Genomic DNA, 23614 nt, shown 5'->3' on the forward strand with positions numbered 1-23614 from the left:
TTACGCGTTGCCCTCGCGCGCGGCGGGCGCCGGGGCGTCTTCTTCGTTGGGGTAGTGGATGGCGCCCGGCGGCGGCACCGGCGCGGTGGGCGCGGGCCCCATCAGCCGGCTGTGCGGCATGGGCCACGCGCCGGTGTACACGGCGAGCTTCCCCGTCATCGCCACGGCCAGCGATATCTGGAACGTGCAGATGTACGAGATGATGCCCATGTCTCCGAACACCTGGTTGATGTACGTGGCCACCAGTCCCACGATGATGAGCGCGGCGGCGCGGTACTCCGACACGTCGCAGCGGTGGTACGAGCGCACCACCAGGTAGACGGTGACGGCCAGGTACAGCCACACGCCCGTGTAGCCGAGCATCCCCCGAACGCGAACAGCCCCAGCAGCGAGTTGTGGGGATGGAAGCGGTACTGGGGGAAGACGAAGGCGATGTCCGGCAGGGGGATGGGTTCCAGGAACTCGTGCCCGTAGCCGGTGCCCAGGATGGGGAACTGGGCCCACGTGGCGATCATGTCCAGGTTCTCGATGTCGCGGTAGTCCAGGTTGCCCTCGCCGCCCTGGCCGTCAATCAGCGAGCGGATGGTCTGCACCGGCGCGAAGGCGGACGAGCCCGAGTTCCACCCCACCGCCATGTACACGATGATGAAGGGAATGAAGAGCGGCGCCAGCCGGACCAGGAAGCGCTTCAGCGGCGTCCACGGGTTGATGAGGAAGGCCGCCATCAGGCAGCCCATGAAGCTCACGTAGGCCAGTCGCCGGTCGTTGAAGACCATGCCAATGCCGATGAGCGCGATGATGAGCAGCCCTCTCAGCACGTGCGCGGCCTTGGGTTTCTCGATGACCCGCATCGTCGACACCAGCAGGGCGAAGACGAACGTCATCGAGTCGGAGTGGGACGTGGTGTACTCCACCTCCACACCCAGCTCGTGCACCACCACCATGGCGAAGTAGGTGCTCACCGCGGACTTGGTGAGGCCGGCCAGGATGATGGTCTTCGCGAAGGCGGGCCAGTCCTCGGGGCCCCGCATGGCGTAGTGATACATCGCGACGATGAAGGGCATCATCGCGGCCTGGTGCCATTGCCAGAGCGAGTTCTTGATGTCCCCGCCCCGGGCGATACCCCGCACCTCAATCCAGAGGATGGCGACCAGGGACAGCGCCACCACGGCGATGAGCGGCCGGGGCATGGGCATGGGCTCCGGGTCGATTTTCAACCCCTTCACCCGCCGGTACATCGCCAGCCCCATCAGCCCGACGATGAGCACGTCCACCAAGGGGAAGCGCAACGCCCCGATTTTGGTGATGTAGCTGAGTTGCGCGAACATCAATTCGCCCAACGGGTACAGGGGTGAGGGCCACAGGCCCGCCTGGGGCCGCTCCGGCACGTAGTCCACCGCGAGGACGAGCCAGGTCACCACCAACACCGGGTACTTCACCGGCACCTTCAGGATGACCCACACCACCCCAATCCCCAGGACTGGGGCCAATGCGACCACGGGGTGCAGGATGGCGCCGCCCACGGTGGCCAGCACCAGGACTGCGAGCAGCGCGGCGAAGCGCAGGTAGGGCGGCCGGTGGGGGGCGTACATCGGGACCGGAGGAGGCTACATCCCAGGCACGGGTTGGGATAGATGGAGTGGCACGTATGCCTGCTCCCCGCCCACGCGTCCTCTTGATTGCCGAGCTGTGCAACCCTGACTGGGTGAGCGTCCCGCTGGAGGGCTGGTCGCTCTACCACGCGCTGGCCGAAGTGGCCGACGTTCACCTGGTCACCCATGTCCGCAACCGGGAGAACATCCTGAAGCAGGGCGTGCAGGAGGGCTCGCAGTTCACGGCGCTGGACTCCACGCCGGTGGAGAAGCCACTCGACAAGGTGGGCGAGGTGCTGCGGGGCAGCACCGGCGTGGGGTGGACCACGGCCACCGCGCTCAGCGCGCTGCCCTACTACTACTTCGAGGAGGTGCTCTGGCGCCGCTTCGGTCCGCGCATCGAGGCGGGCGAGTTCGACCTGGTGCACCGCTACACGCCCATCAGCCCCACCACGCCCAGCACGCTGGCGGCGCGGTGCAAGAAGGCGGGCGTGCCCTTCGTCATGGGGCCGCTCAATGGCGGCCTGCCCTGGCCCAAGGGTTTCGGCGGCGCGCGGCGGCGGGAGAAGGAGTGGCTCAGCTACATCCGGGACGCCTACAAGCTGATGCCCTTCTACAAGTCCACGCGGGACAACGCGTCCGCCATCATCACCGGCTCGCGCGCCACGCGGGGGCAGGTGTCGGACCGGTGGCAGGGCAAGACGGTGTACGTGCCGGAGAACGCCATCGACGTGCGGCGCTTCGGCACGGCGAAGTCGGAGGGCCCGGTGGAGCTGCCGCTGCGGGTGGCCTTCGTGGGCCGCTTCGTACCCTACAAGGGCATGGCCATGCTGATGGAGGCCGCCGCGCCGCTCATCCGCGAGGGCAAGGTGGTGCTGGAGTACATCGGTGACGGGCAGGAGATGGCCAACCTCAAGGCCCAGGCGGCGCGCGACGGCATCGAGTCCGGCGTGACGTTCGCCGGCTGGGTGAAGCACCACGAGCTCCAGGACCGGCTGGCGAAGAACCACATCTTCGGCTTCCCCAGCGTGCGCGAGTTCGGCGGCGCGGTGGTGTGCGAGGCCATGGCCCTGGGGCTGGTGCCCATCGTCATGGACTACGGCGGTCCGGGTGAAATCGTGAGCCCGGCCACGGGCTTCGCCATCCCCATGGGGACGCCGGAGGAAATCGTCGCCCGCGTGCGCGAGGTGCTGGCGAAGCTGGCCGCGGACCCGTCCGTCATCCGTCCCATGGGCGAGCGCGCCCGCGAGCGCGTCTTCAAGTACTTCACCTGGAAGGCGAAGGCGGAGCAGGTGCTGGAGGTGTACCGCTGGGTGATGGGTGAGCGCGGCCAGCCCGACTGGGGCATGCCGCTGGCGGACTGAGGTCCGCGGGGCCTACTCCTCCAGGTCCAGCTTGCGGTACAGCGTGCGCCGGTTGATGCCCAGGATGCGCGCGGCGGCGGCCTTGTTGCCACCCTGCGCCTCCACCACCCGGCGCACATAGGCGCGCTCCACCTCTTCCAGGGGCGCGTCTTCTCCCGAGGCGCGGTTGAGCAGCGAGGTGATGCCGCTGTCGTCGCCGCCCGGCAGGTCGAAGTCCTCCGGCACCAGCGTGTCGTGGTCCGCCAGGGCCACCGCGCGCTCCAGCAGGTTGGCCAATTCGCGCACGTTGCCGGGCCAGGCGTGGGCCATCAGCCGCTTCATGGCGCTGGCGGACACGCCCAGCACCTCGCGTGACTGCTGCTCGCCCAGCCGGCCGAGGAAGAAGTCCACCAGCGGGAGGATGTCCTCGCGCCGCTCGCGCAGCGGGGGCACCTCGATGCGGATGACGTTGAGCCGGTAGTAGAGGTCCGCGCGGAAGCGGCCCTCGCGCAGCAGCGTCTCCAGCGGCCGGTTGGTGGCGGCCAGCACGCGGGCGCGCACGGGCGTCTCCGTGCTCGAGCCCAGCGGGCGCACGCGCCCCGTCTCCAGCGCCTGGAGCAGCTTGGCCTGCACCTCCAGCGACAGCTCGCCCACCTCGTCGAGGAACAGCGTCCCGCCGCCCGCGGACACGAAGACGCCGGCCCGGTCCTCGCGCGCGTCGGTGTACGCGCCGCGCCTGGCGCCGAACAGCTCGCTCTCCGCTAGGCTCGCGGGCAGGGCGGCGCAGTTGAGTTGGAGGAAGGGTTGGGCGCGCCGGTTGCTGGACTCGTGGATGAAGCGGGCCAGGGAGCTCTTGCCGGTGCCTGTCTCCCCCGTCAGGAGGACTGTGGCGTCGCTGCGCCCCGCGCGGCGGGAGACCTCCAGCGCCTTCTGCATGGCGGCGCTGCGGGCCACCAGGCCTCCGGGCGTGTCCCCGGGGACGGCGGCGCGCAGGCGCACGATTTCGCGGCGGAGCTGCCGCTCGCGGAAGGCGCGCTCCAGCGTGAGGACGAGCGCGTCGATGTTGAACGGCTTCGTCACGAAGTCGCAGGCGCCGGCCTTCACCGCCGCGACCGCCAGCTCCACGCTGCCGAAGGCGGTGATGAGCACCACGAGCTGGCCCGGCTTGCGCGTCAGCAGCGCCTCCAGCACCTCGGTGCCCCGCATGCGCGGCATCTCCACGTCGGTGATGACCAGGTCGAAGGGCTCGCGCTCGAAGAGGCTCAGCGCCTCCTCGGGCGACGTGCGGCCCACGGCCTCGTAGCCGCGCGCGTCCAGGCTCTCGCAGAGGAAGTCCACCACCCCCGCGTCGTCATCCAGGACGAGCAGACGCTTCTTGGGAGTGCTCATACCGCCCCCGTTCCCTCTTCCGTCGCGGAAGGGATGTGTACGACGAAGTGACTGCCCTGGCCCTGCTGTGACGTCACCGTCACGGCGCCCCCGTGTTCGGCGACGATGGCCTTCACCACCGGCAGGCCCAGGCCCGTGCCGCCGTGGGTGCCCCAGGTGCTGAAGAAGGGCTCGAAGACGCGCTCCAGCGCCGCCGCGTCCATGCCCACGCCGGTGTCCTCCACGGAGAGGCACACGCCGTGGCGCTCGCGCAGGCCGGGGGCGGGCTGGAAGGTGGAGGGCTTCAGCGTCACGCGCACCTCGCCGCCCCGGGGCGTGGCGCGCAGCGCGTTGGTGAGCAGGTTGAGCGTCACCTGCTGCAAGCCGTCGCCGTCCGCCATCACCTGGGGCAGGGCGGGCTCGAAGTGGAACGTCAGCCGGACGTCGCGCTTGCGGGCGTCGAACTCCAGCAGGTCCACCACGGCGCGCACCGAGGCGAGTGCGTCCAGCGGCTCCAACCGCGAGGGCTTGCGGCGCGCCAGGTCCAGGAGCTGGCGGACGATGCGCTCGATGCGCTCCGACTGCTCCACCAGGATGCGCGCGTTGCGCCGCACGTCGTCCGGCAGCTCCGCGCGCGCGGCCAGGGCCTGCGCGCGCCCGTTGAGGATGAGCAGCGGCGAGCCGATTTCATGCGCCAGCCCCGCGGAGAGCTGCCCCACGGCGGCCAGCTTGTCCACGCGCCGCAGGCCCGCCTCCAGCGCGAGCCGCGAGTCCGCCTCCTCCGACAGGCGCAGCCGCGCCACGCGCAGCTCCGTCACCATGGCGTTGAAGGCGTGGACCACCTCGCCCACTTCGTCGTCGCCGCCGGCCACCACCGTGGCGGTGAAGTCGCCGCCGCGCACCGCGCGCATGCCGCGCACCACGCGCTCCAGGGGCTGCTGGAGGTAGAGCATCAGCAGCAGCCACCCCACCACGGAGATGCCCGCGATGAGCGTCAGCACCGAGAGCACGGTGGCCCGGGTGGTGTGCTCCAAGTCTTGCCGCAGCCCGTCCAGGGGCTTCACCACGCCCAGCGCGCCAATGGCGCCGCCGTCGTCGCTGAGCAGCGGCAGGACGACGAGCAGGTGGGACAGCTTGTCCGGGCCCGCGAAGTGGGTGAGCGAGTGGCGCGTCTTCAACACGCGCTGGGACGCGTCCTCCACCAGGTGGAGCGTCTGGGTGCTGCCCGGCGAGCGCACCATCACCGCGCCCCGCGCGTCGAAGACGAACAGGTCCACCGTGGGGTCGCGGCGCTCCAGCGACTCGAGGATTTCGTTGACGTCCCCCGCCTGTCCGTCCCGGAAGGCGTTCTCCATGGCCACCTGGAGGGCCGTGGCCAGCAGCCGCGTCGACTGCTCGGTGGCCGTCCGCAGGTCGTACTCCTCCCGCTGGAGCTGGCTGTAGCCGTAGGCCCCCAGGATGATGGCGCTGGTCAGCGTCAGGCCCAGGCCCAGTTTCGTGGAGATGCGCACGCCGGGCACTGTGGCGAAAGTGCACAGGTGGTTCAATAAGCACCAGTCACGCCTGCTCGGCGAGCGTCGCCTTCCTCAATGATTCCAGGGGGTTGAGGATGTGGCGCGGTGGGCCCGGACTTGCTCAGGGGCCTGGGCATGAACAGGACCCTGCTCCTTGGCCTCTGGGCCTTCTCCACCGCCGCCTGCTCGGGCGCCTCCGCCCCTCCCGCCCCCCCCGAGCGCGCGGCCCCCGCGCCTCTGAAGGAGGGCGTGGTGCAGCTCGCCGAGGCCTCCCGGGCCTTCGTCACTGTCACCCCGGTGAAGGCGGATGCCAGCAGCGCGGCGGTCCAGGCCCCGGCGCGCGTGGCCTTCCGAGATGGAGCGCTGTCCCGCGTGGTGCCGCCCTTGGCGGGTCGGGTGGTGAGCGTCCATGTGCGCACCGGTGACACCGTGAAGCCGGGGGATGCGCTCGTGACACTGGACTGCCCGGAGGCCGCGGCGGCGCGCACGGCGGTGGCCACGGCGACGGCGACGCTGCGCGAGGCCCAGTTGGCCTTCGAGCGCGAGGTCCGCATGTTCGAGCAGGGCGTCACCACCGAGCGCGAGCGGCTGGCGGCGGAGACGCGGCTGGCGGAGATGCAGGCGGAGCTGGCGCGGGCGAAGGCGTCGGTGGGCTTCGTGGGCACGGGCAACGGAACGACGGTGGTGCTGCGCGCGCCGCTGGCGGGCACGGTGCTGAGCCGGAGCGCGGTGGACGGCCTCGCCGTGCAGCCGGGCGGGGACCCGTTGGTGGAGGTGGGTGACCCCTCCGCGCTGTGGGTGATGGCGGACGTGTTCGAGCGCGACCTGTCCCTGGTGCACGAGGGCGCGCGGGTGCAGGTGACGCTGCCGTCGGTGCACGCGCCGCTGGCGGGCAAGGTGGAGTGGGTGGGCGCGGTGGTGGCTGGGGGCTCGCGGACGGCGCCGGTGCGCATCACCCTGGACACGCCCGCCAACGGGCTGCGCCCCGGCATGTTCGGGCGCGTCCGCATCGACTCGCCGGACGCCATCCTGACGCTGCCGGTGGAGGCGGTGCTGCTGCGCAACGGCAAGGACTCGGTGGTGTACGTGCAGGAGGCGGCCGCGGGCACCTACGTGCGGCGGCCTGTCGTCGTCGCCCAGCCGGTGGATGGGCGGGTGCAGGTCATCGGCGGTCTCTCACCGGGTGAGCAGGTCGTCACTCGCGGCGCGCTGCTGCTGGACGGCGCGGCGGACCAGCTTCTCTAGGCGCGGCGAGGACACCCACCCATGTTGAGAGCACTCATCGCGTTTTGTGTGAAGAGCCGCCTGCCCGTCCTGTTGCTGACGCTGGGCATCGGTCTCTTCGGTGTGAAGGCCTACCTGGAGACGCCGGTGGAGGCGTTTCCGGACGTCACCAACCTCCAGGTGAACGTCATCGCGCAGATGCCCGGGCTGGCGCCCGAGGAAATCGAGCGGCAGGTGACGGTGCCCCTGGAGCGCGTGCTCAACGGCACGCCGGGCATGGTGCAGATGCGCAGCGAGAGCCTCTTCGGGCTGTCGCTCATCTTCCTCACCTTCGATGACGGCGTGGACCCGTTCCGGGCGCGCACCATCGTGGGGGAGCGCATGTCCAACGCGGACATGCCGGACGGCGCCGACGTGCGGCTGGCGCCCGAGGCCACGCCGCTGGGCAAAATCTACCAGTTCCGCGTGCTGAGCGACCGGCACACCCTCACCGAGACGCGCTCGGAGATGGAGTGGAACATCGCGCGGCACCTGCGCCAGGTGCCCGGCGTGGCGGACGTGCTCAGCCTGGGCGGCTTCCTAAAGGAGTTCCACGTGCAGGTGGACCCGTCGCGGCTGCTCGCGCACGAGCTGACGCTGGCGGACGTCACCGAGGCGCTGGAGCGCTCCAACCGCAACGTGGGCGGCGGCTTCCTGCGCCAGGGTGACCAGGAGCTGCTCATCCGCGGCGTGGGCTACCTGCGCAACGCGCGGGACGTGCAGAGCATCGTGCTCAAGAGCGAGGACGGCACGCCGGTGACGGTGGGCGACGTGGCGCGCGTGGTGGCGTCGCACACGCCGCGCCGCGGCTCGGTGAGCCACAACCTGGACATGGACGTCACCGAGGGCGTCGTCCTGCTGCGCCGCGGGGAGAACCCCAGCACGGTGCTGGAGGGCGTGCACGCGAAGGTGGCGGAGCTGAACTCGCACGTGCTGCCCAAGGGCATGCGCATCGAGGCCTTCTACGACCGGAACGATTTGGTGGGGCACACGCTGTCCACGGTGCACCACAACCTGATGCACGGCGCGCTGCTGGTGGTGGCGGTGGCGTGGCTGTTCCTGCGCAGCCTGCGCTGCTCGCTCATCGTCGCGTCCGTCATCCCGCTGGCGCTGCTGACCGCGTTCATCGGCCTGAAGATGGTGGGCCTGCCCGCCAACCTCATCTCCATGGGCGCCATCGACTTCGGCATCCTCGTGGATGGCGCGGTGGTGCTGGTGGAGAACGTGTTGCATGAGGCGGGCGTGCAGCGGCCCCGGAAGCGGCGGGAGATGCTGGGCCTCATCCTGCGCTCGGCGCTGGACGTGGCGCGGCCGACCTTCTTCGCGATGGCCATCATCATCGCCGCGCTCATCCCCGTCTTCACGCTGGAGCGCGTGGAAGGCCGCATCTTCCGTCCGCTGTCGCTGACGTACAGCTTCGCGCTGGTGGGCGCGCTCGTCTTCGCGCTGACGGTGGTGCCCGCCCTGTGCGCGCTGCTGCTGCGGCCCCAGGACGCGGAAGTGAAGGAGCCGAAGCTGTTGACGACGCTGCGGGACGGCTACGCCCGCGCGGTGTCCTGGCTGATGCCGCGCAAGGTGATGGTGTTCGCGAGCATGGCGGCGCTGGTGCTCGTCACCGGCGTGGTGGGCTCGCGGGTGGGCAGTGAGTTCCTCCCGGAGCTGGACGAAGGTGACATCAACATCTTCGTGGAGATGCCGGCCAGCATCTCCCTGGGCAAGGGCGCGGACATCCTCCTGGAGGTGCGGCGCCGGCTGCTCGACTTCCCCGAGGTGAAGGAGGTGCTCGTCGAGCAGGGCCGCCCGGAGGACGGCACGGACAACGAAGCCGTGAACATGGGCAAGACCTTCGTCCGCTTCAACGCCGAGGAGACGTGGCGCAAGGGCTGGGACAAGGAGCGGCTGGTGCGGGAGATGCGCGCCTCGCTGCTGGAGATTCCGGGCGTCGCCTTCAACTTCTCGCAGCCCATCAAGGACAGCGTGGAGGAGGCCATCAGCGGCGTGCGTGGCAAGGTGGTGCTGAAGATTTTCGGCACCGACCTGGCGGCCATGCGCGGCACGTTGGAGCAGGCCGTCACGTCGCTCCAGAAGGTGGAGGGCGTGGTGGACCTGGGGCTCTACCGCGACTCCAGCGTGCCGCAGCTCCAGGTGGTGCTGGACCGCCCGGCGCTGGCGCGCGTGGGCGTGGACGTGGCCGCGGCGCAGGACCTGGTGGAGACGGCGCTGGGCGGCCGGGTGGTGACGGAGCTGTGGGAGCAGGAGCGGCCCGTCCCGGTGCGCGTCATCCTCCCGGGCTCGGAGCGGGATGACGAGGCGCGCATCGGCAACATCCGGGTGCCCACCGCCAATGGCGGCCAGGTGCCGTTGCGCGAGGTGGCGAAGCTGGAGAAGGCGCTGGGCCGCGCGAGCATCAATCGCGAGGCGAACAGCCGCACCCTGGCGCTGAAGTTCAACGTGGAGGGCCGCGACATGGGCTCCACCATCCAGGAGGCCATGGCCACGGTGGAGCGCGAGGTGACGGTGCCCGAAGGCACGTTCCTCAAGTGGGGCGGCGAGTTCGAGAACCAGGAGCGCGCGCTGGGCCGGCTGGCGGTCATCGTGCCCATCTCGTTCCTGGTGGTGTTCGCGCTGCTGTACGCGGCGCTGGGCTCCATGCGCAGCGCGGGCGCGGTGTTGGCGGGAGCGCCCTTCGCGATGTGCGGCGGCGTGCTCGCGCTGGCCGTCACGGGCATCCCGTTGTCCGTGAGCGCGGCGGTGGGCTTCATCACGCTGCTGGGGCAGGTGTGTCTGGCGTCGCTGCTGGTGGTGAGCGCGGTGGATGACCGGCGCAAGGCGGGCGAGGCGCTGGACACGGCGCTTCCGGCGGGCGCGGCCAGCCGCTTCCGCGCGGTGCTGATGACGGCGCTGCTGGCGATGCTGGGGCTGATGCCGGCGGCGCTCTCCAGCGGCGCGGGCAGCGAGACGCAGCGGCCCTTCGCGGTGGTCATCATCGGCGGGCTGGTGACGGCGGTGCTGGTGTCGCTGTTCGCGCTGCCGGCCTTCTACGCCGTCATCGTGGGCAACAGCACGTCCTCCTCGGGCTCGAAGGATGACGAGGACCTGGACCTGGACGAGGGCGTGGGGCACCTCGAGCCGAAGGGCCACGGCCCCGTGCACGGCACGACGGGGGTGGCGGCGTGAGGCGCTTCAGCGGGACACGCGTCCGGTGGTCGGGTGTTGCACCCAGCGGCGCTTCGGCGTTTCGGCGGGCCGGGAGCAAGGCCCGCCACCGTTGGAGCAGCGATGCCGGTCCTCGCGATGCCGGGGCCGGTCCCACGCTTCGTGGCGGCCTGCGGTCCGTGGGTGGCGGCCTGAAGCGCTTCATGCCGGTGCGCGCCCACTGGGCGGAGCCGAAGCCCGAGGGGCGTTTGAGCACAGAGGGAGTTCCATGTCTGTCGTTGGTGCTGGAAGGCGTTCAGGGCGAGGCGGAGGTGACGGAATGAAGCGGTTCATCACATGGGGCACCCTGTGCCTGCTGATGGCCGGGAGCGCGGGCGCGGAGCAGGCCGCGGCCCCCGTGACGCTGGAGCAGAAGCGGACCGGGACCGCGCCGCCGTCCGAGCTCACGCTGGAGCAGGCGCTGACGCTGTTGGACGAGCGCAGCCCCTGGACCGCGGCGGAGCGTGCACGCGTGGACGTGGCGGCGGCGGACCGGGTCGAGGCGAACATCCTGCCCAACCCGTCGTTCAGCTACGGCACGCAGTTGCTGGCGGCGGGGGTGAACACGGGCTCGTCCGTGGTGCACGAGCTGTCGTTGGAGCAGCCGCTGCTCATCTTCGGGCAGCGGGGTGTCCGCCGTGAATTGGCGGAGCGCAACGTGTCCGCGGAGCAGGCGCGGGTGAAGGCCTCGGTGGCGGAGCGGGCGTTCGCCGTGCGCGAGGCCTTCGCGGCGCTGCTGACGAACCAGGAGGAGCTGCGCGTCCTGCAGGAGACGTCGGTGGACCTGGGCCGGGTGGAGAAGGTGGTGAAGGGCCGCGCCTCGGCGGGTGATTCCAGCCGGTACGACGTGGAGCGCATCGAAGTGGAGAGCCGCGCGTTGGAGGTGGAGGTGATGAACGCGCGTGCCAGCGTGGACGATGCCTCCGGGCGGTTGGCGGCGTTGCTCGGCATCGAAGGGTGGCACCCTCGGGCGCAGGGCACGCTGCGCACCACCGAGTCCCTGCCGGACCTTCCGCTCCTGTGGGAGTCGGCGCAGCAGCGCCGGCCGTCGCTGGTGGCGGCGAGGGCGCGGCAGGAGGTGGCGCGTGGTGGGCTGGACGTGGCGCGCAGGGACCGGCTGCCGGTGCCCTCCGTGGCGGCGGGCGTGATGCTCACGCGCAACGAGAAGAGCACCATCGCCATGGTGGGCGTGGGGTTGCCGTTGCCGCTGTTCGACCGGAACCAGGGTTCCATCGCCCGGGCGTCCGCGGAGATGCAGGCGGAGGCCCGCGCGTTGGACGCGGAGCTGGCCGAGGCCCGCGCGGAGCTGTCCCGGGCGCACGCCGTCCTGGAGGGCCGCAAGAGCGCGCTGGTGCGCTTGGAGCAGGACGTGGTGGAGCGGCTGCCCACGATGCGCCGGATGGCGGAGGACGCCTACCGCGAGGGCCGAGGCGGCATCCTGGAGTTGCTGGACGCGTTCCGGTCGCTCAAGGACATGCGCGTGCTCCACTTGAAGCAGATGGAGACGGTGAAGGTCGCGGAGGCCTCGGTGCTCTTCGCGGCGGGGATGGACGCGGCGCCCTGATGGGGTGTCGGCGCGAGGTTTCGCCGCGGTGCCGGAGTGGGCCTTTGGAGGAGGCCCCCATGCCCTTCGCGGTGGGCAGGGTTTCGGCGCTGTGACGGAGGCTGGCGCTCGCGCCTGGTGAAATCGTCCCGTCATGGGAGGGACGTGACGCCAGGCGCGGGCGCGGGGCTCAGGGCAGGGTGGGCACGCGGTCGAAGTCCATCGTGCTCACCGGAGCGAAGGCCTCGAAGCGGTCCGTGCGGCGGTCCATCGCGCGAGCCTTCTGGATGAGGCCTCCCAGCTCCACGACATCCGCACGCTCCTTCAGCGGCTGTCCGAGCTCCTGCCACAGGGAGCCCAGGGTGTCGTAGCTGAGGGTGCGCACCCAGTACGAGCCTCGGAGCTTCTCGGCGAAGGCGGCGGCCACGTAGGACAGGCGCGTGGGCGGTGCGGCGCTGCCATAGGCGGGGCGTAGCACCTTGGAGGGCAGCGGCTTCTCGATGAGCTTGGAGGCCCCGCCCATGGGCGCCTTGTAGCGGATGCGCAGGGTGCCGAGGGACTTCGAGGCCTCGGTCAGCTTCACTTCATAGAGCGCGGTGACGGAGTGGCCCGCGCCGACTTCGCCCGCGTCCACGCGGTCATCGGAGAACTGCTCCTTCGTGAGCATGCGGTTCTCGTAGCCAAGCAGTCGGAAGTGGGACACGGCCTTCGGATTGAACTCCACCTGGAGCTTCACGTCCTTGGCCACCACCTGGAGTGTACCGGTGAGGTCACGGACGAAGAGTCGGTGGGCTTCCTGGAGACGGTCGACGTACGCGTAGTTGCCCTCGCCAACGTGAGACAGGCGCTCCATCAGCACGTCGTTGTAGTTGCCCATGCCGAAGCCCACGGTGGACAGCGTGATGCCCTTCTCCGCGTGTTCACGGATGCGGTTCCAGATGCCATCCGCGTCCGTGATTCCGGTGTTGGCCACGCCGTCCGAGCACAAGATGACGCGGTTGATGCCGCCCTCCACGAAGTGCGAGGCCGCGAGCGAATAGCCCAGCTCCAGTCCCGCCTGGGCGTTGGTGACGCCCTCGGTGTGGAGACTCTCGATGGCGGCGCGGATGACGTGCTTGTGCGTGGCGCTCGTCGGCTCCAGCACCTGCCTCGCGGTGGAGCCATACACGACGATGGACACCTGGTCGCGTTCGTCCAACGCGTTCACGAGCAGGTAGAGCGACCGTTTCACCAGACCCAGCCGGCTCTCCATCTCCATGGAGCCGGACACGTCGATGACGAACACGAGGTGGCTCGGCTTGCGCTCCGTGTGGGTGACCTCCTGGGCTTTCACGCCGATGTGGACCACGTGGTAGCCCTTGCGCACGGGCGAAGGGAATCCCTCCATCTGGACGTTGAAGGGGGCGTCGCGCTGGGGCGAGTAGCCGTAGTCGAAGCTGTTGACGAACTCCTCCACGCGGACGGCGCGTTCGTCGGGCAGGCTTCCGCGTTCCAGGTAGGCCCGCGTCAGCGAGTACGACGCGGAATCCGTGTCGACGGAGAAGGTGGAGAAGCGCTCTTCCTCGGTGTTGACGGTGGGATTGACGCCGTACCCCTGGAAGTACATGTGGAACGGGGAGACCGGCGCCGGAGTCGGTTCGGAGGGCTCGACGATACCGAGGACGAGCTGAGGCTCCTTCGGTGGTGTGCGAACGCCACGGCGGCTCACGGTCTGCGAGGGCAAGATGGACGCCGGCGGCCCGTTGATGCTCGCGCCGTAGTGGTCGTTGGCGCTCCCGGGTGAAAGCTCCGCGAGGCTTTCAAAGGACCGTGTGGGCCCACCTTGGGCACCAGGCCGGGCGACGGCGATGCGCTTGATGAACTCCTGGTCGACGTTCACGCCCATCGTCGTGGAACCCACGTCGAGTCTTGGCGGCGGAGCCGCCGCTGCCGTTCTGCCCATGCTCGCGGGGAGTAACTTCACGTTGACGCGGAGGGTGCGCTGCGCGCCCAGGGCAATGGCGGAGCGTTCATAGAGTTCGTACTGCTCCAACTCGTAGCGAAGCGTGTACTTGCCCGAGGGAAGATGCGGGAGCCGGTAGTGGCCCTGCGCATCTGTCACGACGACGTACTCGCCCGGAAGATTGGGCGAGGTCGCGCTCACGATGACGTCGGCGAGGGGCTTCTGGGTCGTTACGTCTTCCACCATGCCAATGATGGTGCCGTAGCCATCTTGGGCCCGCGCGAGGAAGGCCGACAGCAACAGGAAGACGCACAGCGCACTGCGTGCGAAGGACTGCATCGCGAATCACCTCTGAAGAACGAGAGGTGTGCATGTTCCAGAAGTGGGGCCTCATTCGGGTCATGCGAGGCTCGTCTCTTCATCACGGTTCCCGCATTGTTCGTGCGCGACGAACATCCGTGTCCCCCGGGAAGGGAACGCCTCAAAACGGAGTGGGGTGCTCGGCCCAGCGCGTGGCCACGTCGAGAATCTCCGTGGCCTCTGCGTGCCAACGCACCCGCATCCAGGGCCTTGCGGCGGACCGCCTCGGGGACCTCAATGGGATGAGCCGTGTTCACTCTCGATGGGGAGACCTCGCCAATCCACGCGAAGGAGTGGCCGGTCCGGCGTCAGTGCCCAGTCGATGAGGCGGCGAACGAAGCCGGGGCCCACGGCAGTGGAATCCCAATCAGGCGCTCGCACCCGAATCCAGGAGCCGCCCGCGTCCGGGAGTCCGGGAAACTCCCTCCCGAGGACCGCCACGCAGCCCGTCTCAGCCGGTTGCTCCAACGCATACAGAACGTGGAACCGCTTGTCGTCCGCGATGACGTGCAGGACCGTTTCCGGCCCATCCGTTGCGTCCACCCACCAGATGAACAGGCGGCCTTCCCGATGGAGCTTTCGTCGTCCCTTGGAGCGTACGCCCATTCGCGATGTCGCCTCCGCTCAGCCTGCGCGGATGACCACGGCGCGCCGTTCCTACGCACGAAACTCAAGTCCAATTTGAGTTTCGTGCAAGGAGCGCCTGCAGTCCGCACGAAACTCAAGTCCGACTTGAGCTTCGTGCACCCAACCCGCTACCGGTTCTCGCCCTCACGCGAGGTCCGCACCCACTCGCCGCGCTTCTCCGCGCCGGGGCCGCGAATCATGAGCCACACCTTCCACACCACGTACACAGGCGCCCAGGCCAGGTCCAACAGACCCCGAGCCCCCACGCCGGACACCCACCAGCCGCGCAGCACGTAGAGCCCCAGGCTCGTCAGGCTGAAGCCCGCCACGCCCAGCGCCCACGGCATGGGCGCACCGGACACCACCGAGAACGCCCCCGCCAGCACCGAGCAGCCCACGGCCGCCAGCACCAATTGGCTCAGCGGCGGCACCAGCACGTCCATGGCCAGGTCCAACAGCGTGCCGTCCTTCTTGCTCAACCCGTCCTTCAACAGCGGCCACCCGTGCAGCTTGCGCATCTGCGCGCGCCCGCCCTCCCAGCGCTGCCGCTGCGAGCGGCTCTGCTTCTCCGCGGACACCATCTCCCCCAGCACCTCCGCCTCCCAGACGTAGTGCACGCGGAAGCCGCTGCGGGCCAGACGGATGCCGTACTCCAAGTCCTCCACCACGCTGAAGGCGTCATGCGGCACCTTGTCCAGCGCGTGGTGCGTGAAGCACATGCCGTTGCCGCGCAGGCCGCACGACACGCCCAGCGCCTCGCGTCCCTGCGAGCGCACCTTGTGGAACATGCCCAGCGCGATGGTCATCAGCCGCGTGCGCCAGGACGCCGTGGGGTTCATCACCCCGTAGTGCGCCTGCATGGCGTGCGCAGATTCCGTCTGGCCCTTCTCACCTTCGGCACCCTCGATGCGCAGCGCGAACGCGGTGAGCAGGTTGGGCGACACCACCGTGTCCGCGTCCACCACGACCACGGCCTCGGCGAAGCCTTCCTTCTGGCTGAACTCGAAGGCGTGGGCCAGCGCGTAGCCCTTGCCCCGCTTCGTCGTGTCCTGGCGCTCCAGCACCAGCGCGCCCGCCTCACGGGCCTTCTGCGCCGTCGCGTCCGAGCAGTTGTCCGCCACCACGATGATGCGCCGCAGGTGGGCCGGGTAGTCGACCGCGGACAGGTTCATCACCGTCCGGGCGATGCCCAGCTCCTCGTTGTGGGAAGGGATGATGATGTCGAACTTCCGCCTCGGCGCGATGCGCGTCGAGGGCGGCTGGGGCCGATAGGACAACAGCGTCAGGGTCAGCAGGTAGCCACACGCCACCGCCACGGGAAGCTGCACCAGGCACAGCGCCACGTCCAACCACGTCCACGTTGTCACGACATGCACCCCCGAGCGCGCGCGTCAGCGGCGCTCCAGCTCCGCCAGCACCGGTAGCTTCAGAATCCGCTCGACCTGCCACTTCTCCAGAATCCGCCGGCGGATGATGTCCAACGCCAGCGCCGCGAAGATGCCCAGGCCAATGCCACCCACCACGCCCGCGGCGACGATGAGCTGCACCTTCGGCTTGGACGGCCGCTCCGGGAAGGTGGGCGGCGCCAGCACGCTGAAGCGGTGCTTCATGGACGCGCGGGAAATCTCCAGCTCCGTGCGCGCCTGGTCCAGCCGCCGCGTCTTCTCCTGGTGCCGCATCACCAGCATGCGCACCTTGTCCGCCGCCACGGACACCTCCGGGTCATCCGACGCGGGCGTGCCGCCGAACGTCGCGCCGCCCAGCGCGGCCGTCGTCAGTCCGGACTCCAGCTCCGCCGGGTCACCGCCGTTGCGCACGTACTCGTTGATGAGCTCCGTCATCTCCGAGCGCAGCGCCACGAGCTGCGGCGAGTCCTCCTGGAGCGAGGAGATGCGCTGCTCCAGGTCGGTGATGATGGGGTGCTGCGGCGAATAGATGACGCGCTGCTCGGAGAGCTGGTTGCGCAGCTCCGTCAGCCGCCGCGAGCGGAAGTCCTCGACGTCACCAATGGCGCGGCGCTTCGTCTGAATCATGAAGCGCATCTGCGCCAGCAGGTGGTCGGTGTTGATGCCCAGCGCGGCGTTGGCCGCGGCCGCGGCGCCGCCCCGCCGCCCCTTCTTGGCCTCTTCCTTCTTCTGCCGGGCCTCCACGCGCTTCACCGCCGCGTTGAGCTGGCCAATGGCCTGCTGGATGCCCGCGGCCTCGTCAATCACCTGCTTCTCCAGGATGGTGATGGCCTCCTGCACCGCGCCCATCTCCGCCGCCTGGCGCATGTCGAGGAAGTTCTGCTGCGCGGCCTTCACGATGTCGAGCGCGAGCTGCGGGTCGCTCCACTCCACGCCGATGGAGACCGTGCCCGTGCCACCCTCCACGCCCACAATCATCGCCTGCTCGAGCATGGCGGTGAGCGCGTCGCGCTTGTCGTCGTCCGACATGGGCGCGGGCGGCTTGCGCAGCACCTGCTCCTTCAGCCGGCTCGCCGGTGAGCGCTGAAGCTCCCAGTACTCCACCAGCTTCGCCTGCGCGACGATGGAGCGCAGGTTGTCGTGCTTCATCACCATCTCCCACGCGGCGCGCGTGGGCTGGTCCGCGTCCACGGGGATGGAGCGCCCGGGGTTGGCCAGCGAGGAGATGATGAAGTTGCGCTGCGTCAGCATCCGCGTCTCCACGCGGTACTTGCGCGGCATGATTTTGCTGACGCCCACGGCCAGCGCGGACACCGTGCCCATCACCACCAGGGCGAGGAACCAGTGCCGCAGCACCGCGTTCTTCAAATAGAAGACCGCGTCGATGGCGAAGCCCCAGTCGATGAGGTCCGCCGGGGCGTTCGTCTCCGGACGCTCCGGAGTGAAGGCGGGCTGCGGCGCGGGCATCAACGATGGGCGCGGCCCGGGAGCCCCGGGCGCGGGGACTGTCACGGAGTCCTCCTCGCCGCGCTGCTCTTGAGGAGCGACTGCACCCGGCGGGTGAACTCCTCCTGCGTGAAGGGCTTGCCCAGGTAGCCGTTGGCGCCCGCCTCCTCGGCGTGGGCCTTGTCCTCGGGCAAATCCCGCGCGCTCACCACCAGCACCGGCACGTCCGCCATCACCGGCGTGCGGCGGATGTGCTCGCAGAGGTCATAGCCGGAGATGTCCGGCAGCGTCAGGTCCAGGCACACCAGGTCCGGACGCGAGGCGGTCTCCAGATGCTTGAGCGCGGCGCGCCCACTGGGCAGCTCCACCACTTCCTTGAACCCCATGTCCCGCAGGTAGTCGCCCAGCATCTTCCGAAAGAAGGGGGCGTCCTCCACCAAGAGGACCGTGCGCAAGTCGGACACCATCCGTCGTCAACCTTTCTGAAACTCGCTCAGCCGAACCCGAGCCTCGGCACCCAGACAACGACGCCGTACGTGTATGCCGCGTTGAAGAGCACGAACCAGAGGATGGCCTTCTTCAACCCCCGCTTGGGATGCGGATCCCTCGCCGCCCTGGCTGGCAGGATGATGGTGAGGAAGAGGACGGACATCAAAATGAGCTTCGCCATGGCGCCAGCCCTCAGAGAATACCAGTTTGTCGCACGGACAGGCCCAGCGTTGCCGCCCATGTCAGCCGAGCGGCCGGGAGTTCGGGCGAGCGGCTCCAGGTTCCTCGGACGTCGGTATCCACGGACACCCACCGTGTGAGAATCCAGGAACCCGTGAAGCCCCCGGAGAGGATGCTGTCTCCGCTGCTTCCGCCCACGGCCGTCGCGCCGCCGCCAATCGCGGAGACCCGCACCCGGGGTCCCAGGGCCCACGTCCCCGTCAGCGTGAGGTCCGCTCGGGGATAGACGCGCGCGGTGAGCCGGTCCGTGAAGGGGACGACGCGCAGGTCCGCCCGGCCATTGAAGTCCGCCGTGCGCGAGGGAATCCGGTGGCTCACGCCCAGATTCAGGTTGGGGAGCAGCTCTGTCCGGGGCCCGTCCAGCGGACCGGGCTCGGGCTCGCCTTCGGCGGGGGGCACCGGGATGGAGTTCACCACGCTCACGCCCGCCCCGGCCTCCAGGGAGGTGCGCCTGTCCAGCCGGTGACCCCAGGCCTCGCGCAGCGTGACGATGGTGTTGTTCGCCCCGGTGGAGAAGTGCGCGTAGTTGACGGCGAGGGAGCTGGTGATGGCGGTCCGCGACGACAGCGCGTGGCTGAGGGACGCGTCCGCGCGGGGGCCGTACTGCAGGGGCACGGCTTCGCGGGCGGGGCCGTCCATGCCGCCGCTGATGGAGAAGCCGGCTGAGCCCGTGAGGTTCCACCGCCGCCCCAGCCAGCCGGTGTCCGCCGTCAGCGTGGTGGCCGACGAGAGGAAGTAGACGGTGTCCGCCTGGGGCAGGGGTTGCAGCGGACCGCCGTTGCCCGGAGGCCGCAGCGGTCCGTCCGGGTCGGTGCCGGGCGTGCCCCCGGGCAGCGAGCCCAGGTCCGCGGTGAGCAGGTTGACGCTGCCCAGCACCAGCTCCTCCGACAGGCGCAGGGACAGGCCGCGCTCGGGGCGCCAGAGGCCAATGAGGCGGCCCATGTGCTGCACTTCGGTGCGCGGGCGGAAGGTGACTTCGCGCAGGCTGATGCGCGGGCCGTACTCCACCTGGAGCGCGGCGTTGCCGTCGCGAATCTCCAGGCCCAGCAGGGGCGTGACGTCGGTGTCGCCCGCGACGCTGGGCGCGTCCGGCGTGGGGTCCTCGTTCGAGCGCACGCGCGAGTCGACACGCGCGGCCGTGGAGTAGGTGACGGAGGCGGAGGACACCTCCATCCACGCCACGGTGAGGACCGTCCCCAGCACGGGTTACTCCACCACCACCACGTCACCGGGGCGCAGCCGGAAGGCCGGCGCGCGTCCCTCGGCGTGGATGAGGTCGTCGTAGCGGAAGCGGATGCGCTCGGGAGCGGCGTCGCCTTCTTCCTGCCGCATCACGAAGATGCGGTCCTTGTGGGCGTACTCGGTGAAGCCGCCCGCGCCGGCCAGGGCCTGGAGCAGGCTGGCGCCCGGCTCGATTTCCAGCGGGCCAATGCGGTTCACCTCGCCCACCATCGTCACGCGGATGGGGCGCGCCATCTCCAGCGCCACGGTGACGACGGGGTGGTTGATGTAGTCCTTCAGCCGCGTCTGGATTTGCTGCGACAGCAGGGCCGGCGTGTGGCCCGCGGCCTCCACGTCGTCCAGGAAGAGCAGGCTGATGCGGCCGTCCTCGCGCACGCGGGCCTGCGTGGTGAGCGACTCCTGGTTCCACACGCGGATGTTGAGCAAGTCGCCGGCGGCGATGCGGTACGCCGCGTCCACCGGGGGCGGCTTCTCCTGGTATTCGTCCACCCAGGTGTACTTGCCCAGTCCCCGGCAGGCGGGCGCCAGCAGCAGCAGCGCGGCGCAGGCGAGCGTGCGCCAGGGGCGGCGCGGGGGGGAGGCGGGGGGACGGTGCGTGGACGGCATGAGCGGCGGGGTCCTCTTCAAGGGGTGGGCGCGGCCTCGGGCGCGGGGTTGCCACGGCGGCGGGCGATGCGCGCCACCGCGAGCACTTCACCCGGGCGCACCGCTCCGGTGGCGAGCACCGCGACGATGTAGAGCACCGCCTCCAGCGCCAGGCGCACCCAGGCGTTCAGGAAGGCGAGCAGCGTCTGGTCCAGCACCGCGATGACCACGCAGATGGCGGCCGTCTTGGCCATCATGGACAACAGGCGCGCGTCGAAGGCCGCCTTGCCCATGCGGCCCAGCAGGCTGATGGTGACGCAGACCTCCATGAGCAGCATGGACAGCGCCGTGGCCGCCGCGCCGCCGCCGTTGCCCAACGCTTCGTACATCAGCGGAATCAGCAGCAGGTTGAGCAGGGGAATCAGCACCATGCTGCCCACGACGCTGGTGATGGTCACCCACCACTCGCGGTTCGTCATGGTCAACCACAGGCCGGCGTTCATCGTCACGAAGGCCAGCACGAACAGCGGCGACATCAGCCGCAGCGGCATGGCGGACTCGGAGAACGCGCCGCCCATCAGCCCCACCCACAGCGGCGCGCCCAGGACGATGAGCATCATCATGGGCACGGTGACGGCCAGCGTGCCCTCCATGGCGCGGCGGGTGAGCTGCGTCAGCTCCGCCTCCGAGCGCTCCGCCGCGCGGGACGCCAGCGGCATCAACACCCAGCCGAACACCGGGTTGAGGAAGAACGTCAGGCCCGCGATGTTCCACGCCGCGCCGTACCAGCCCACCTCTTCGTGGCTGGAGACCATGCCCAGCAGCATCACATCCAGGCGCCCGTTGGCCGCCAGCGCCGCGCCGGTGATGAAGAAGGGCAGGCTGGCCTTGAGCACCCGCAGCGTCGCCGGGAGGTCCACCTTGAAGGTGAGGCCCATGTGCTGGCGCGCCAGGTACCAGCCCACCGCGAGCTTCACCGCCTCCGACGCCACCAGCGGTATCGCCAGCCACGGCAGGGGCAGGCCGGCCATGGCCACCGCGAGCAGACCGCCGCCCCACACCACCTTGGTGACGATGTTGGAGACGCTCAGCCCCGCCACCTTGCCCTTGGCGTGCAGCAGCGCGGCCACGGAGGCGTTGATGATGATGAGGGATTGGGCCAGGGCGAAGACGTAGACGAGCTGCCGGACTTCCTGGGGCTCGTCGAAGTGGGCCATGACCAGGGCCATGAGGCCCATCAGCACCGCGGTGAGGCCCAGCCGCAGCAGCAAGGTGCTGCCGAAGAAGTCGCTGGCGTGCTCGGGCCGGCGCGACACCTCCTTGCGGATGTACATCTCCAGGCCCAGGTGGGTGGCGATGAAGAAGACGGCGGAGAAGCTGTCCGCGTAGTTGAAGCGCCCGAAGCTCTCTGGCCCCAGGTGGGCGGGCAGCAGGAAGCGCACGCCCATGGCGATGGCATACGTCGCCAGCAGGGAGCCGCCGAGCTGGAGCCCGTTGCGCACAGCGCCCATCGCCTCATTCGAGCGCTGGCGCTCGTCCGCGTCCTGCGAAATGGAATGGCTGGGACTGTTCACGATGGGAGCGTGCGGCCCCGGCGCCGGCCAGGACAGAACACGGGTGCATAGAAAACGAGCGGGGGCGGCACGTCAATGCCGCCCCCGCAAAGGTTGGGTCGCCTGGTGGGTCGCTAGCTGGCGCCGCGGCCCGTGAGCACCACCGGCACCGTCTGGAGCAGCAGGCGCAGGTCGCTCGTCAGGCTCCAGTGGTCGATGTACTGCATATCCAGGTACATCCAGTCCTCGAAGGAGATCTGGTTCCGTCCTGACACCTGCCAGATGCAGGTGAGTCCAGGACGCACCGACAGGCGGCGGCGCTGCCAGGTCTCGTACTTGGCGACCTCGGTGGGCACCGGCGGGCGCGGCCCGACGATGCTCATCTCCCCGCGCAGCACGTTGATGAACTGGGGCAGCTCGTCGATGGAGAACTTGCGGATGAAGCGGCCGATGCCGGTGATGCGCGGGTCGTGCTTCATCTTGAAGACGGGGCCCGTCTGCTCGTTGAGCGCCGCCAGCTTCTCCTTCAGCTCCTCGGCGTTCACCACCATGGAGCGGAACTTCAGCATGTAGAACGGCTTGCCGTTCTGCCCCACGCGGAGCTGCTTGAAGAAGATGGGGCCCTTGGAGGTGAACTTCACCACCAACGCCACCATGGCCAAGAGCGGCAGCAGCGCCCACAGCGCGGCCGCGGACACGCAGATGTCGAACAGGCGCTTCATCGCCATTTGGTGCGGCTTGGGGCTCACCGCCGCGAAGTGCAGGAAGCCGTCCGCCACCGCGCGGCGCTCCACCGGGCGGGCGCGGTCCAGGCGGAAGCTGTGCGCGGGCAGCGCGAAGGGAACGCCGAAGCGCTCGGCCAGCTTGATGGCCGCCTGCATGGACTCGCCCTGCTTCAGCGTGTTGCCAGCGATGTAGACCTCGTCCACCGCGGTGTTGCGGAGGATGCGCTCCAGGTCCTCCACCGAGCCCATGACGGGGCCGGGCAGCTCTCCCGAGGAGCCCGCGTCGTCGTGGAAGCGCACGTAGCCCAGAATCTGGCGGCGGCCGCGGTTGGCCAGGTCCTCACCCGTGTAGCGGCCCATGGCGCCCGTGCCCACGATGAGCACCGCGTCCATGGGGCGCTCCTGCGAGGCCACCGGACGGAACACGAACAGCCGCAACAGCAGCGTCACCGGCCAGAAGATGAAGAGCAGCGGGGCCACGACGGGCGTCGTCACCACCGTGGGAAGCGCCACGCTGCCCAGCGCCAGCACCGTCACCACCGCCAGCGTCGTCACCGACACGAGCGCCACGTGGTCCAGCTTGCTGCGCTCGGCAAAGCGCGAGTCGTACAGACACAGCGCGGTGCCCGTGACAATCCACACCATCCACGCCGCCAGCACCAGCCCCGACACCTTCCAACCCGACTCCGCGGACAGCAGGCCGCTCAGCCACGCCGAGCCCGCGAGCACCGATGACAGCAGGACCAGGTCGACCGACAGGTTCAGCTTCGCCGCGAACCCCGGCGCCAGCTTCGGCGGTCCCTGCACTTCTTCTGTGACTTGTCCCTGAGCGTTGGCCGACCCAGGAGCACCGACCACCGCCGCACTTGCCGTTGCGCCGCTCATCGTGTCCACCCCCCTCTGCCCACTTTCGTGCAGTTCAGGCAGAGGTTGCCGTTGAGGCTAAAAATATTTAAGTCGGAAGGAAACCAGTTTTGCCCGATATCGCGGCGCGTTGCAACCCCTGCCGCGTAAGTAAGACGTGACAGCATGTGAAATCTTGTGAGCGCCCTACTGGGGTCTGGGTTCACCGAGCACCACGAACACATCGTGTTGCCCGAGCGCTTCCCGCGTTTCCTTCGACACGCCTTTGTTGCATATACGATGCCGCTCTGACGCCAGGGACCGGATGATGCCAGTCA

Annotated in this window: 17 protein-coding genes; 4 read left to right on the forward strand and 13 right to left on the reverse strand. The window is 69.6% G+C overall.

All coding sequences use genetic code 11. From position 1 onward, the window contains the following. On the reverse strand, positions 1–210 hold the full coding sequence (locus A176_RS40380; protein ID WP_226994075.1) for a hypothetical protein: 210 nt from the start codon (positions 208–210) through the stop codon (positions 1–3). Beyond that, the gene (gene wzy / locus A176_RS34390; RefSeq protein ID WP_226994076.1) at positions 156–1592 is read right to left on the reverse strand and encodes an exopolysaccharide repeat unit polymerase; all 1437 of its coding nucleotides are present in this window, start codon (positions 1590–1592) and stop codon (positions 156–158) included. Before wzy ends, A176_RS40380 begins: the two co-directional genes overlap by 55 nt. A gap of 56 nt (positions 1593–1648) precedes the next feature. Between wzy and epsH the strand changes: the two genes are divergently transcribed. Then, complete coding sequence (epsH, locus tag A176_RS34395; protein WP_002638198.1) at positions 1649–2956, forward strand: exopolysaccharide biosynthesis glycosyltransferase EpsH; 1308 nt, start codon at positions 1649–1651, stop codon at positions 2954–2956. A 12-nt stretch (positions 2957–2968) separates the two neighbouring features. Here epsH and A176_RS34400 read toward each other — a convergent pair whose 3' ends face one another. After that, positions 2969–4324 carry a sigma-54-dependent transcriptional regulator gene (locus A176_RS34400; protein WP_002638197.1) on the reverse strand — a complete coding sequence of 452 codons (1356 nt, stop codon included), beginning with the start codon at positions 4322–4324 and terminating at the stop codon, positions 2969–2971. Further along, complete coding sequence (locus A176_RS34405; protein WP_226994077.1) at positions 4321–5814, reverse strand: ATP-binding protein; 1494 nt, start codon at positions 5812–5814, stop codon at positions 4321–4323. The genes A176_RS34400 and A176_RS34405 overlap by 4 nt, the downstream gene beginning before the upstream one ends. 138 nt (positions 5815–5952) lie before the next feature. On the opposite strand from A176_RS34405, the gene A176_RS34410 reads away from it, so the two are divergent. The 3 genes from A176_RS34410 (at position 5953) to A176_RS34425 (ending at position 11839) form a co-directional block, all read left to right on the forward strand. Then, complete coding sequence (locus A176_RS34410) at positions 5953–7062, forward strand: efflux RND transporter periplasmic adaptor subunit (RefSeq protein WP_044890301.1); 1110 nt, start codon at positions 5953–5955, stop codon at positions 7060–7062. Positions 7063–7083: 21 nt separating this feature from the next. Beyond that, positions 7084–10257 (forward strand): efflux RND transporter permease subunit, encoded by a 3174-nt coding sequence (locus A176_RS34415; protein ID WP_002638194.1) that lies wholly within the window; start codon positions 7084–7086, stop codon positions 10255–10257. 298 nt (positions 10258–10555) lie between these two features. Next, complete coding sequence (locus tag A176_RS34425) at positions 10556–11839, forward strand: TolC family protein (protein WP_002638192.1); 1284 nt, start codon at positions 10556–10558, stop codon at positions 11837–11839. 169 nt (positions 11840–12008) lie between these two features. Here A176_RS34425 and A176_RS34430 read toward each other — a convergent pair whose 3' ends face one another. The 9 genes from A176_RS34430 to epsZ form a co-directional block, all read right to left on the reverse strand. Next, the gene (locus tag A176_RS34430) at positions 12009–14099 is read right to left on the reverse strand and encodes a YfbK domain-containing protein (RefSeq protein ID WP_002638191.1); all 2091 of its coding nucleotides are present in this window, start codon (positions 14097–14099) and stop codon (positions 12009–12011) included. Between the two features lie 776 nt (positions 14100–14875). Next, positions 14876–16123 (reverse strand): exopolysaccharide biosynthesis GT2 family glycosyltransferase EpsU, encoded by a 1248-nt coding sequence (gene epsU, locus A176_RS34440; protein ID WP_002638189.1) that lies wholly within the window; start codon positions 16121–16123, stop codon positions 14876–14878. Between the two features lie 15 nt (positions 16124–16138). Further along, positions 16139–17665: a PCP family exopolysaccharide biosynthesis protein EpsV gene (gene epsV, locus A176_RS34445; RefSeq protein WP_021781329.1), complete on the reverse strand. Its 1527-nt coding sequence runs from the start codon at positions 17663–17665 to the stop codon at positions 16139–16141. Next, positions 17662–18066: an exopolysaccharide biosynthesis response regulator EpsW gene (gene epsW, locus A176_RS34450; protein ID WP_002638187.1), complete on the reverse strand. Its 405-nt coding sequence runs from the start codon at positions 18064–18066 to the stop codon at positions 17662–17664. Before epsW ends, epsV begins: the two co-directional genes overlap by 4 nt. Positions 18067–18092: 26 nt before the next feature. Continuing rightward, positions 18093–18269, reverse strand: coding sequence for a hypothetical protein (locus tag A176_RS39470; RefSeq protein ID WP_002638186.1), 177 nt, complete (start codon positions 18267–18269; stop codon positions 18093–18095). A gap of 11 nt (positions 18270–18280) precedes the next feature. Further along, positions 18281–19531, reverse strand: a complete 1251-nt coding sequence (gene epsX, locus A176_RS34455) for an exopolysaccharide export protein EpsX (RefSeq protein WP_002638185.1) — start codon at positions 19529–19531, stop codon at positions 18281–18283. Between the two features lie 3 nt (positions 19532–19534). Further along, positions 19535–20176: an exopolysaccharide export protein EpsY gene (epsY, locus tag A176_RS34460; protein WP_002638184.1), complete on the reverse strand. Its 642-nt coding sequence runs from the start codon at positions 20174–20176 to the stop codon at positions 19535–19537. Between the two features lie 17 nt (positions 20177–20193). Continuing rightward, positions 20194–21666 (reverse strand): exopolysaccharide biosynthesis flippase, encoded by a 1473-nt coding sequence (gene wzx / locus A176_RS34465; protein ID WP_226994078.1) that lies wholly within the window; start codon positions 21664–21666, stop codon positions 20194–20196. Between the two features lie 176 nt (positions 21667–21842). Next, on the reverse strand, positions 21843–23327 hold the full coding sequence (epsZ, locus tag A176_RS34470; RefSeq protein WP_044890280.1) for an exopolysaccharide biosynthesis polyisoprenyl-phosphate hexose-1-phosphate transferase EpsZ: 1485 nt from the start codon (positions 23325–23327) through the stop codon (positions 21843–21845). Between the last annotated feature and the right edge of the window lie 287 nt (positions 23328–23614).

Origin of the sequence: Myxococcus hansupus, from assembly GCF_000280925.3 — a bacterium.
Classification (GTDB): domain Bacteria; phylum Myxococcota; class Myxococcia; order Myxococcales; family Myxococcaceae; genus Myxococcus; species Myxococcus hansupus.